General features: G+C 69.7%; 8 protein-coding genes. 2 read left to right on the top strand and 6 right to left on the bottom strand.

Annotated features, from left to right (window positions below; translation table 11 throughout):
- Positions 1–195: 195 nt before the first annotated feature.
- On the top strand, positions 196–2,487 hold the full coding sequence (locus tag BN159_RS16410) for a transglycosylase domain-containing protein (protein WP_015658113.1): 2,292 nt from the start codon (positions 196–198) through the stop codon (positions 2,485–2,487).
- A gap of 51 nt (positions 2,488–2,538) precedes the next feature.
- Here BN159_RS16410 and BN159_RS16405 read toward each other — a convergent pair whose 3' ends face one another.
- The 3 genes from BN159_RS16405 to BN159_RS16395 form a co-directional block, all read right to left on the bottom strand.
- The gene (locus BN159_RS16405; protein ID WP_015658112.1) at positions 2,539–4,620 is read right to left on the bottom strand and encodes an ATP-binding SpoIIE family protein phosphatase; all 2,082 of its coding nucleotides are present in this window, start codon (positions 4,618–4,620) and stop codon (positions 2,539–2,541) included.
- Positions 4,621–4,888: 268 nt separating this feature from the next.
- A complete protein-coding gene (fomD, locus tag BN159_RS16400) occupies positions 4,889–5,581 on the bottom strand; it encodes a cytidylyl-2-hydroxypropylphosphonate hydrolase (RefSeq protein WP_041819400.1) in 693 nt (230 codons plus the stop codon).
- Positions 5,582–5,653: 72 nt separating this feature from the next.
- A complete protein-coding gene (locus BN159_RS16395) occupies positions 5,654–7,039 on the bottom strand; it encodes a class II fumarate hydratase (protein ID WP_015658110.1) in 1,386 nt (461 codons plus the stop codon).
- 108 nt (positions 7,040–7,147) lie between these two features.
- Between BN159_RS16395 and BN159_RS16390 the strand changes: the two genes are divergently transcribed.
- Positions 7,148–7,621, top strand: coding sequence for an allene oxide cyclase barrel-like domain-containing protein (locus tag BN159_RS16390; protein ID WP_015658109.1), 474 nt, complete (start codon positions 7,148–7,150; stop codon positions 7,619–7,621).
- A 3-nt stretch (positions 7,622–7,624) separates the two neighbouring features.
- Here BN159_RS16390 and BN159_RS16385 read toward each other — a convergent pair whose 3' ends face one another.
- The 3 genes from BN159_RS16385 to BN159_RS16375 form a co-directional block, all read right to left on the bottom strand.
- Positions 7,625–10,474, bottom strand: coding sequence for an NACHT domain-containing protein (locus tag BN159_RS16385; protein ID WP_015658108.1), 2,850 nt, complete (start codon positions 10,472–10,474; stop codon positions 7,625–7,627).
- 13 nt (positions 10,475–10,487) lie between these two features.
- Entirely contained in the window at positions 10,488–10,829 is a 342-nt protein-coding gene (locus tag BN159_RS16380) for a hypothetical protein (RefSeq protein ID WP_015658107.1), read from the bottom strand.
- Positions 10,830–10,926: 97 nt separating this feature from the next.
- Positions 10,927–12,597, bottom strand: a complete 1,671-nt coding sequence (locus tag BN159_RS16375; RefSeq protein WP_015658106.1) for a fumarate hydratase — start codon at positions 12,595–12,597, stop codon at positions 10,927–10,929.
- Positions 12,598–12,723: the final 126 nt, after the last annotated feature.

The raw sequence follows: 12,723 nt of genomic DNA, 5'->3' as shown, positions 1-12,723 counted from the left end.
CGTACGGGGCTGGAGCAACCTTTCGGTGCTCTCGCCCGTCGGTTCCTTTGAAACGGGTGCTGATTGTCACGTCCGTAAAAGGCCGGATCGGCAGCCCTTTGTCACAACTCCCGGTGTTAGCTTTCTGAGCTGACCTGAGCGGCGAACCTGTGTGGCATCAGTGCACAAGAGAGCGAAGCGGAGCGGATCGGACTCATGGGACGAGCGGAAGAGAGACGAGCACGGCAGCGCGGTGGCCGCCGCGCGGCGCCCCAGCGTCACCGCTCGTCGGGCGTGGCCGGCAAGAGCGGCATACGCCGGTTCTTCACCTGGAAGAAGATCCTCGGCACGTTCCTGGGCCTGTGCCTGCTCGGCATCGGCGGGTTCATCGTGCTCTACCTGATGGTCGACGTGCCCAAGGGCAACGCCGCCGCGCGGCTCCAGAGCAACGTCTACAAGTTCAGCGACGGCTCGGTCCTCGCCCGCGACGGCAAGGTCAACCGCGAGATCGTGGACCTGTCCAAGGTGCCCGAGGAGATCCGCAACGCCTTCGTCGCCGCCGAGAACAAGTCCTTCTACAAGGACTCCGGCGTCGACTTCAAGGGCACCGCACGCGGCCTGATCAACACGCTCAGCGGCAAGGGCGCGCAGGGCGGTTCGACGATCACCCAGCAGTACGTCAAGAACTACTACCTCACCCAGGAGCAGACCGTCACCCGCAAGCTGCGGGAGCTGGTCATCTCGCTGAAGGTGGACCGCCAGATGTCGAAGGACGACATCCTCGCGGGCTATCTCAACACCAGCTACTTCGGTCGCAACGCCTACGGCATCCAGGCCGCGGCCCAGGCCTACTACCGGGTCGACGTCGACGAGCTGGACGTCGAGCAGGGCGCCTATCTCGCCGCGCTGCTCCAGGCGCCGAGCCAGTACGACTGGGCGGTCGCCTCCGAGACCGGCAAGAAACTCGTCAAGGCCCGCTGGCACTACGTCCTGGACAACATGGTCGAGGAGGGCTGGCTCAGCTCCTCCGAGCGTCAGTCGATGAAGTTCCCGAAGCCCAGGGAGCCCAAGGCCGCCGCCGGTCTCGAGGGCCAGAAGGGCTACCTCGTCGACCTCGCCAACAACCAGCTCGAGGAGCAGCTGATGGAGCAGGAGGGCATCTCCCGCTCCGAGGCCGAGACCCAGGTCAAGTCCCAGGGCTGGACCATCACCCTGAACATCGACCCCAAGAAGCAGGCCCAGCTGGAGAAGGCGGTCGAGGCCGAGCTGACCAGCAAGCTGGACGACAAGGAGCGCCCCGTCGACGGCGACATCCAGGCGGGCGCCGTCTCCGTCGACCCCAAGACGGGGAAGATCGTCGCCCTCTACGGCGGCAAGGACTACTTCAAGCACTACCGCTCCAACGCGACCAGGAACGACTACCAGCCGGCGTCCACGTTCAAGCCGGTCATCCTCGCCGCCGCCCTGGAGAACGAGGCCGAGAACCAGGACGGTCAGACGATCGGCGCGAAGACGGTCTACGACGGCACGAGCAAGCGACCGGCGGTCGACGCCGACGGCAAGAAGGTCGGCTTCGCCCCGCCGAACGAGGACAACGTCTCCTACGGCGACGTCACCGTCCAGACCGCGATGAACAAGTCCGTCAACTCGGTGTTCGCGCAGATGGGCATCGACGTCGGCATGGACGAGGTGATGGACACCGCCGCCGACCTCGGCATGGACGACGACCTCCAGGCGGTGCCCGCGCAGACGCTCGGCACCATGGGCGCCAGCCCGCTCCAGATGGCCGGGGTCTACGCCACCCTCGACAACCACGGCAAGCAGGTCACGCCGAGCATCATCAAGTCCGCCGAGCAGCACAACCGCACGGTCGAGATGCCCGACCCGATCGGCGAGGAGGTCCTCAGCCGCGAGGCCGCCGACACCGTGACCTCGGTGCTCACCGGGGTGGTCGACGACGGTACGGCCCGGCGCTCGGTGCGCGAGAACCCGGCCCGGGACGGCCAGGAGGTGGCCGGCAAGACGGGTACGTCCGACTTCGGCCGGTCGGCCTGGTTCACCGGCTACACACCGGACCTGGTGACCTCGGTCGGCCTGTTCGGCGAGGACGACAAGACCGGCAAGCAGGTCAACATGAAGGGCGCGACAGGCACCCTGCCCGGCACCGGCCGGGTCAACGGCGGCGGCATCCCGGCCTCGATCTGGGCGGCGTACATGTTCGGAGTGACCGACACGGACGCCGAGTTCGACCTCGAGACCGACCAGGGCGCGGCGGTGGAGCCGACCTGGACGCCGACGAAGACCCAGGAGCCGACCCAAACGCCGACGCAGGAGCCGACCACCCAGGCCCCGACGACCCAGGCGCCGACGCAGACCCCGACCCAGACGCCGACCAACACGCCGACGACGGAGCCCCCGACGGACGAGCCGACTACGGAGGAACCGACGACGGAGCCCCCGACGGACGACATCCCGGAGGATCCGGTCGATCCGGACCAGGAGAGATAGCCGAAGAGGCCGGTCCCCGAGTGGGGGACCGGCCTCTTCCCAATTCTCAGCTCATCCGCGGTTCAGCTCGAACCACACGACCTTCCCGGTGCTGAGCCGTGTGGCCCCCCACCGCCGGGCCAGCTTGTTCACCAGGTACAGCCCCCGCCCGCCCTCGTCCGTGGCGCGAGCCTGCCGCAGCCGGGGCAACTGCGGCACGTCGTCGCCGACTTCGCAGCGCAGCACATCGGTGCGCAGCAGCCGGAGCGTGACCGGCCGGGAGGCGTACCGCACGGCGTTGGTCACGACCTCGCTGACCAACAGCTCGACGGAGTCGCTGAGTTCCTCAAGACCCCAGCGCGACAGGGCCCGCCGGGCCAGCCGTCGGGCACGGCCAGGCGCCGCGTCCTCCGGCTCCAGGAACCAGTACGCGACATCGCTGGGCGCGATCCCGTCGAACCGGGCGGCGAGCAGCGCGATGTCGTCGTCCCGGTCACCCGGGCCGAGCATGTCGAGCACCTCGTCGCACAGCGCTTCCAGCGGCGGCGGATGGTCGGGACCGGTCAGCTGCGCGGTCGCGGCGAGCTTCTCGCGCAGTTGCTCTATCCCGGTCCACACGTCCCGCAGCCGCGACTCGACCAGACCGTCGGTGTAGAGCAGCAGGGTCGCACCGGCCGGCGCGTCCAGCTCCACGGCCTCGAAGTCGACGCCGCCGACCCCGATCGGCGCGCCCGGCGGCACCCGCAGCACCTCGGCCCGCCCGCCCAGATGCAGCAGCACGGGCGGCGGGTGACCGGCGTTGGCGATGGTGATGCGGTGCGAGACCGGGTCGTAGACGGCGTACAGACACGTCGCCATCCGGTCGGTGCCGAGCCGCTGGGCCTGCTCGTCGAGGTGGTGCAGCACCTCCTGCGGCGGCAGGTCCAGGCCCGCGAGCGTCTGGGCCGTCGTACGCAACTGGCCCATGATCGCCGCGGAGGTCATGGAGTGGCCCATGACATCGCCGACCACCAGCGCCACCCGGCTGCCCGGCAGCGGGATCGCGTCGTACCAGTCGCCGCCGACGCGCGCGGTCTCGGCGGCCGGGAGATAGCGGGAGGCGAGCCGTACGCCGGTCGGCCGGGGCAGGGTCTCGGGCAGCATGGTGCGCTGGAGCTCGTCCGCGATGTACGCCTCACGGCCGTACAGCACCGCCTTGTCGATGCCGAGCGCGCTGTGCGTGGCGAGCTGGGCGGCGACCAGCAGGTCGTCCGCCTCGAAGGCGATGCGCTCGGGGCGGCGCAGGAAGAGCGCGGCGCCGATCACCCGGCGCCGGCCGCGCAGCGGGGCGAGAATCGCGCGCTGTCCGGTGGGCACCACCAACTGGCCGTCCTCGCCCAGGAGTTCGGGCAGCGCGGCATGGGCGGCGGGCGCGTCGGCGAACACCGGACGGACCCCGCGCAGCACCTCGGCGAGCGCGCCGCCGGGCTGCACCTCGCACAACTCGGCGGTGACGGCGGACAGTTCGGCCAGCTCGGTGGGCTCCGGCACGCCCGGGACGGGCAGGAAGCCCTCGGTGTCCCGCTCCTCCGGGATCCGGTCGGTGCGGCGCAGCCGCAGCACGACGGGCCCGGTGGGCCGCTCGTCGCCGACCGGCAGCGGATCGCGCAGATAGACCAGGATCGCGTCGGAGAAGGTCGGCACGGTGGCCCGGCACAGCCCCATCACGATCTCGTCGAGGTCGATACCGCGGGCGATCCGCCGGGTCGCGGCGCCCACGAACCGCAGCCGGTCGCCGTCCCGCCGCATGGGCGTGGGCCGGCCGGGCTGCACGCCCTGGCCGCTGCGGCGCTCCTCCGGAGCCGGCTCGGTGCCCGGCTGGGGCGGGATGCCCTCCGGGACGGGCCGGGGGCGATGGGTGTCGGCCTCCGCGGCGGCGGAGGGCTGCGCATGCTCGGGACCGTTGCTCACGGGGGCCTTGTCGTTGCCGGACGGTGCGGTCGTGCCCGGGGTGGAGGGCGGTTCGCCGGTGCGCGCCTGCGCGGGTAACGCGGCGGCGCCGGGCGCGCGGGGCGGTGTCGGGGTACGCAGGAGCGCCCCGCGGCTGTCCGCGGGGTCGGCGCCCGGGGGGCGCTCGTAGGAGGTCGGCTGCTCCGTCACGCGAGTCGCATCCATCCGTCCGGGGCGTGTCGTTCGTCCCGCCGAAGTCCCGATACCCGCAATACGTGCCCCAGGAACGGGATTCCGGCGTGGCCAGAGGTTGTTCCTGTGTCACCGGCGGGCTGTGCGCCGCCCGTACCGGTGTTGCCGTGGTACCTCTCGCTCACGTCCTGCCGCCCCTCGGTGACGATCGGTCAATCCCGCTGTGCGCTCCCCTAGTTGCCGCCGCGCGCCCTTGCGGAAGACGATCCTACGGTTCCTGCCCGGGGGCGCATCAAGGGTCTCATGAGGACACGTGCGCGGGCGTACGGTCCAAGTCCTCCGGCAGTGACGGTACAGCCCAGGACGGGTCGGGGCGCCAGTGTTGCCAGCCGTCCGTGAACGGCCGCCCCCAGGAGCGGATCATTTCCACGGCGGCCCGCCCGGCCTCCCGCACCCCTTCGGCGGCCCTGGCGTCCATCAGTCCGTCCTGCTGGGCCTGCGCGAACTCGTCCTCGTCCCGCCAGCCCCAACTGCGGTCCGGGTACACACAGATGTCCAGGAAATGGTCCTCGGAATCCACTCCGCCCGCCCAACGGGCCAGCGGCTGCTCCAGGTTCACGTACCAGTTCTTGAACCGCCAGCCCGGCTCCCAGAACAGCCACACCGACCACGGCTCGCCAGGTCTGGCCAGTTTCAGTACCCCGGTGCCGAACCAGCGGCCCCGCTGGACCGTCCGCGGCTTCGTGTACCGCGAGTGCAGCGGCTCCTGGTGCACGGGGGTGCCGTCGGCGAGCGCGGGCTTCAGACACTCGGTCCCGGGCGCCAGCCATACGGCCAGCAGATCGGCGTCGTCCCGGACGACGGTGACCGGACGCACGATGTGGAAGCGCGCGCCGGCGTTCTCCCGGTACCGCCACAGGATGTGACTCCCGGGCGCCCAGTACGTGGTGGTACTGCCCGCTTCCACTGTCGTCATCGCTCCGTCGTCCGCCATGCACAGATATTAGGTGTCACTCAATGACGACGCTGCGGCGAACGTCACGGTTCGCGCTCGCGGCGCGAAACGTCACGGCCGCGTCATGCGCAGGACATCCAGGGCTTCGTCCAGCTCAGCGAGGGTGAGGTCGCCGCGCTCCACATAACCGCCCTCCAGCACGACTTGACGGATGGTCCTGCGTTCCGCGAGCGCCTTCTTGGCGACCTTGGCGGCTTCCTCGTACCCGATGTACTTGTTCAGCGGGGTGACCACGGAGGGTGACGACTCGGCGTATTCGCGGGCCCGTTCACGGTCGGCGACGATGCCGTCGACGGTCCGGTCGGCGAGCAGCCGCGACACATTGGCCAGCAGCCGGATCGACTCCAGCACATTCTTCGCGATCACCGGGAGCATCACATTGAGCTCGAAGTTCCCGGCGGCTCCGGCGGTGGCGACGGTGGCGTCGTTGCCGGTGACCTGCGCCGCGACCATCAGCACGGCCTCCGGGATGACCGGATTGACCTTGCCCGGCATGATCGACGACCCGGGCTGGAGATCGGGAAGGCTGATCTCGGCCAGACCGGTCCTGGGCCCCGAGGCCATCCAGCGCAGGTCATTGGCGATCTTCGTCAGCCCGACCGCGATGGTCCGCAGCTGCCCGCTGATCTCGACGATGCCGTCCCGGGCACCCTGCGCCTCGAAGTGGTCGCGGGCCTCGGTCAGCGGCAGCCCCGTTACCCGGGCGACCTCCTCGATGACGGCGGCGGAGAACCCGGGGGGAGTGTTGATCCCGGTCCCCACGGCGGTACCGCCCAGCGGCAGCTCGGCGAGCCGGGGAAGGGAGGCCTGGAGCCGCTCGATCCCGTACCGGACCTGGGCGGCGTACCCGCCGAACTCCTGGCCGAGGGTGACGGGCGTGGCATCCATGAGATGAGTCCGCCCCGACTTCACGACGTCCGCGAACTCCTCGGCCTTGCGTTCCAGGGATCCGGCGAGGTGTTCCAGGGCGGGCACGAGATCACGGGTGACGGCGGCGGTGGCGGCGATGTGGATGGAGGAGGGGAAGACGTCGTTGGAGGACTGGGAGGCGTTGACGTGATCATTGGGATGGACGTCCCTTTGGAGCTTCTCGCTCGCGAGGGTGGCGATGACCTCGTTGGTGTTCATGTTGGACGAGGTCCCGGAGCCGGTCTGGAAGACATCGACGGGGAAATGCTCGTCCCACTGGCCCTCGGCGACCTCGGCGGCGGCTTCCTGGATCGCTACGGCCACGTGCTCGTCGAGCACCCCCAGCTCAGCGTTCACCTTCGCGGCGGCGCCCTTGATCCGCGCGAGGGCCTCGATATGGGCCCGCTCGATGCGCTGCCCTGAGATGGGGAAGTTCTCCACGGCCCGCTGGGTCTGGGCCCGCCACTTGGCGTCGGCGGGGACCCGGACCTCGCCCATGGAGTCGTGCTCGATGCGGTAGTCGGTCATGACCGGTACAGCGCTGGGGCGGCCGAGGATGTTCCGTGGCGGGGTTCGGAACACCGCCGGACAATGAGGGAGAGCGCAGGGGGGTCGCCACCCCACAGGAGGCCGGACATGCTCCGCACCATCAGGACGCTCTGCGCACTCGGCGTGGGCCTGGCGGCAGCGACCGCCCTCGTAGCCGCGGCCCCGGCGTCGGCCCAGGAGGACGACTTCACCCTCTACGCCAGGGAGGTCGCGGGCGAGGAGGAGGAACCGCAACAGCTTCCCAGGGTCGGTGACAGCTTCACCTTCGCCGATGACCTCTACGAGGAGAAAGGCGGCGAGAAGGTCGGCCGCGACGGCGTCACCTGCACGGTCGTCCGCACGGGCAACCCCTTGGACATCCAGTGTCTCGGCACCTTCGTGCTGTCCGGCGGGCAGATCACCGCGCAGGTGCTCATGACGGTGCCGCTGACCGAGGAGGAGCAGCCTCCGTTCGACGCGGCGGTCACCGGCGGCACGGATGACTACCGCGGGGCGAGCGGCCAGATCCACTTCACGGATGACGGCGCGTACCAGAAGCTCGACTTCGACCTGAGCGACTGACGCTCACCGGGTCCTGAGCTGCTCGTCGAGCCGCCCGAGCTCATCGAGAAGCTCACTGTCGGTCTCGGGCAGCTCCGCGATGTAACGGCGCAGGGCCTGCCGGTCGAGCGCGAGCGGCTCGGCCCGGGGGACGGCACGGACGAGGCGGACGTACTCGGCGGCTTCGGCGGTGTCGCGCAGGTCATGGAGGGCGGAGAAGAAGGCGGGGCCGCCGACGGAGCCTCGTTCGGCGGCTCGGGTTACTCGGCGGCGGCTGAGGAGCTGGCGGAGGAGGGCGCGGGATAGGTCTACGAGGAACACGATGGCTCCGAGCCCGATCACGCAGCCCCAGATCAAGCCGAAGGCCAAGGTGAAGCGGATGATCAGATAGGCCATCCCGCCGATGAACGTGCCCGCAGCCACGAGGGTAGGCCCGGTTTTCCTCACCACGCGGAGCCCACGGGCGAACCAGGAGCCCTTGAATACTCCGTTAGCGGGGTGTTCTTCCACCCGGAGAGCTGTCCACGGTGTGCGAGCCAGCCCTGCGACACCAAGGTCCCGAGCGGAACAGCCATGCCGTATGACAAAGAGCGTGCTTGGTCCCCACAGCAGAATGTAGACGGCGAGGGGGAGGCTGAGGACAGGGAACACAGCGAGCAGAACGCTGCCACGTACCAGGCCGAACACCATCAGAGTGAGGTGCACCCCGATCGAGCCGACGGCGAAGCCGCTGAGGCCCTTGAGGTACGAGGTGGTGCTCAACTCGACCTCCTTCAGGTCGACCCAGCGGCGAAAGGTCTCCTCCACGAACCTGCGCAGTCGGCTCTTGGCCACGCCGTACGACAGGGGCTGGGACGACTGGAAGAGCCAGAACGAGGTGAGCGGCAGAGCGACGAAGAACGTCGGACCTAGCAACAGAGACACGGCATCCAGCCCGTCGTACAAGAGCGACAAGAAGTAGGCGACAGCCAGGACCGTGACCCCCAGCGGCACCCGCTCCACGACTCTCCGCACCCTCACCAGATCCTCGTCCCCCCGAATCCGCTGAAGATCCGCCTTGATCGCATGCGCCTCCGCAGGAGCCACCTTCTGCCCGAGCATCGTGATCAGCAGCCGCCGGATGGACTCCTGGATCGCGGGCGACAGCGTCGGCAACGTCGCGCAATCCCGCAGCGCCGTAGTCCTGAGCCACCCGCTCTCTCCCGCGAAGGCCCGGTCGATGTACCGCTCCCGCGCCTCTTCCGACAGCAGCGGAAGACAGTCCAGCGCGAACTTGCGGTCGCTCACGCTGCCCCGTTCCCACGCGGTGGCGACCAGCGTCTCGACCAGCGGGCGTACCGTCTCGTACGGCCATTCCGCCCGCCCCTGATACGCCGCCGTCAGCAGCTCCAGACAGTGCACAGCCGCCGGAGACCACTCGAACACCGCCTCGTCCGTCCGCTCGGCGGCCAGGACCTCGGCCAACGCCCCCAGCAGCGGCTCGGTGACCTCCGGTGCGCCGTCCTGGAGGACGGTCACCGCCGTCTCCCGCCACCGCCCGTTCGTCGCGAGCTCGTGCGGGGCCACGGCGTCGGGGTGGTCGGCGACGTATTTGCTGGCGAAGTACTGCTGGACCCGGCGGTGGCCGAAGAAGACGCGGCGGCCCGACGAGACCAGGATGCGGGACTCGGACAGGGCTCGGATCAGCAGTACGCGCGTGCCCGGGTCCTCCTCCGCCACCTTCACCAGGTCCTCGTGGTGGCTGCGTTCGTCCACGGACAGTCCGCCGCCGGACGCCGTGAGCCGGAACGCGAAGCGGGCCAGGAAGTCCGCCAGGCGCTGCTGGACCTCCGGAGCCTCGCCGAGGACGGCGCGGAGCCGAAGCGCCGCGTAGTCGGCGAACAGGGTGCTCGGCCGGTCCGGCAGGGCATGGTGGGCCTGCACGTAGGTGGCGAGCAGCTTCAGGCTCAGCGGGTTCTGCGCCTCGGCCGTGAAACCGCGCCGCGGGTCCGTCAACAGCGGCTGGAGCAAACCGAGTTCCCGCTGGTCGAGGCCGACGCGGCGCAGGAAGTCCTCCTGCTGCTGGGGCGAGAGGCCCAGGATGTGCAGCCGCGTCCAGCCGTTGGCCCGCAGCCCCTTGTACTCCCGCGACGCGACCACACAACGCCCGCCACCCCCGACGAGCTCGATCACGGTCTGCACGTACGGCGCGACCACCGCGTCCACCGTCGCGCTGCCGAGGACCGCCGGGATCTCGTCGAAGGAGTCGAGAAGGAGCGTGACCCGGCGCTCGCGCAGGTCGTCGGCGAAGCAGTGCGTGAAGTACGCGGCGATGTCGGCACTGCCCCGCGGCCCGGTCTGCTCCATGATGTACCGCCGCAGCAGCTCCGTGGTGATTTCGTGCGGCTTCGCGTGCAGCTCACGGAGGTTGACGTAGACGGGCAGCGGGGCGTCAGGGGCGGCGCGGCCCTCGGCGATCTGGCGCAACTGGGTCGTCGCGTACTGCCGTAGCGCGACGCTCTTGCCGGACCCGGCCTGGCCCTGGAGGAGGATCAGGTCGGTCTTGGGGCGGGTCAGGGCCTGGCTGAGGGGGCTGGTGGCGTAGCGGCCGCGGCGGCGCAGCAGGCCACGGCGGCGGGTGGCGGGGTAGCCGTCCACGTCCTCGACGATGGCGGTCAGTTCGACGAGTTCGTCGTCCAGCCAGTGGATCTCGTCGAGCGTGGAGGTGAGCTTGCGCAGGAGCAGCCGGGCCAGGGCGCTGCGGAACTGCGGGTCGTCGGAGGGCGGCGGGGGAGCCGCGCCCCGGGCGGGCTGCTGGACCGCCTGGTAGACGCCCGCGTTGATGACGGTGCCCGGCTGCCAGGCCGGCTGTTCGAAGTCGGGGGCGCCCCGCATGGTGCGGGGCCGATCAAAAGTGCCGTCCGGCCCACTGGGCCAGAGCGTCCACGGAGTTGCCCAGTTCGGTGGCGGCGGCCGTACTGCCGCCGAGGTCCCGCAGCCGTTCCGCGAGGCGGGTCAGCCGCTCGGCCGCCGGTTCCTCGCCGCCCGCCAGCGCCTCGGCCAGCTCCGTGTTGACGGCCTCCCGCTCCGCCTCCGCCACGTCCGTCAACTTCCGGACCCGGGACTGGAGTTCGGCCACCACCTCGGCGAACTCACGCGGGCCGCTGTGCTCGGTGAGCGTCAGGTTCCCCGCGATGTTGTAGACCCGGCTGTTCTGGAGCTGCCAGCCGGACTGGTCGAAAGACGCCATGAACGCTCCCCCGAGAGTGACTGCCCCTCAGGTTAGAGCGCGGCGGGGGAAGTTGTCCCCCGCCGCCTCTCATTGCTCAGACGGCTTGGACAGGCGGTTACGCCAGCCCGGGGCCCCGCACCGGAATCGTCGTGAACGTCGGCGCCGGAGCCGGGTCCTGGAAGAAGTCGTTGCCCTTGTCGTCGACCACGATGAACGCCGGGAAGTCCTCGACCTCGATCTTCCAGACGGCCTCCATGCCGAGCTCCTCGTACTCGACGACCTCGACCTTCTTGATGCAGTCCTGGGCGAGCCGGGCGGCCGGGCCGCCGATCGAGCCGAGGTAGAAGCCGCCGTGCGCGTCGCACGCGTCGGTGACCTGCTTGCTGCGGTTGCCCTTGGCCAGCATCACCTTGGAGCCGCCGGCGGCCTGGAACTGCTCGACGTAGGAGTCCATGCGGCCGGCCGTGGTCGGACCGAAGGAGCCGGACGCGTAACCCTCCGGGGTCTTCGCGGGCCCGGCGTAGTACACCGGGTGGTCCTTCAGGTACTGCGGCATCTCCTCGCCCGCGTCCAGCCGCTCCTTGATCTTGGCGTGCGCGATGTCGCGGGCCACGACCAGCGGACCGGTGAGCGAAAGCCGGGTCTTCACCGGGTACTTGGTCAGCTCGGCGAGGATCGTGTCCATCGGCTGGTTGAGGTCGATCTTCACGACATCGTCGTCGTCCGCGGAGAGGTGCTCGTCCGTGGTGTCGGGCAGGAACCGCGCCGGGTCGGTCTCCAGCTGCTCCAGGAAGACGCCCTCGGCGGTGATCTTCGCGACGGCCTGACGGTCGGCGGAGCAGGAGACGGCGATGGCGACCGGGCAGGAGGCGCCGTGCCGCGGCAGACGCACCACGCGGACGTCGTGGCAGAAGTACTTGCCGCCGAACTGGGCGCCGATGCCGATCTTCTGCGTCAGCTCGAAGACCTTCTGCTCGAGGTCCTTGTCGCGGAAGCCGTGCCCGAGCGGGGAGCCCTCGGCGGGGATCTCGTCGAGGTAGTGCGCGGAGGCGTACTTCGCGGTCTTCAGCGCGTACTCGGCGGACGTACCGCCGACCACGATCGCCAGGTGGTACGGCGGGCAGGCGGCCGTACCGAGCGAACGGATCTTCTCCTCCAGGAACTTCATCATGGAGGCCTCGTTCAGGACGGCCTTCGTCTCCTGGTACAGGAACGACTTGTTGGCCGAGCCGCCGCCCTTGGCCATGAAGAGGAACTTGTAGGCACCGCCGTCGGTGGCGTACAGCTCGATCTGCGCGGGCAGGTTGGAGCCGGTGTTCTTCTCCTCCCACATGGTGAGCGGAGCCATCTGCGAGTAGCGGAGGTTGAGCTTGGTGTACGCGTCGTAGATGCCCTTGCTGAGCGCCTTCTCGTCGCCGCCCTCGGACAGCACGTTCTGTCCGCGCTTGCCCATGACGATCGCCGTACCGGTGTCCTGGCACATCGGCAGGACGCCCGCCGCCGCGATGTTCGCGTTCTTCAGCAGGTCAAGCGCGACGAACTTGTCGTTGCCGGACGCCTCCGGGTCGTCGATGATCCGGCGCAGCTGGGCCAGGTGCGCGGGCCGCAGGTAGTGCTGGATGTCGTGGATGGCCTCTTCGGCGAGCTTGCGCAGCGCCTCCGGCTCGACCTTGAGGAACGTGCGCCCGTCGGCCTCGAAGGTGGAGACACCCTCGGAGGTCACCAGCCGGTAGGGGGTGGTGTCCTCTCCCATGGGGAGCAGATCGGTGTACTCGAACTCAGGCATCGGTGCCATTCCTCACTCGACTGATGCGGCGGCTGACCTCCATTGGGCAGCGTCCACCAGCGTAGAACCTGCCACTGGAGGCAAGCCTGTGAGGTAAGGCTCAGTTGGATCCCGGCGGGGGCTATC

It is taken from the genome of Streptomyces davaonensis JCM 4913 (genome assembly GCF_000349325.1).
GTDB classification, from domain to species: Bacteria; Actinomycetota; Actinomycetes; order Streptomycetales; family Streptomycetaceae; genus Streptomyces; species Streptomyces davaonensis.
This window is presented reverse-complemented; position numbering and strand designations above follow the sequence as displayed.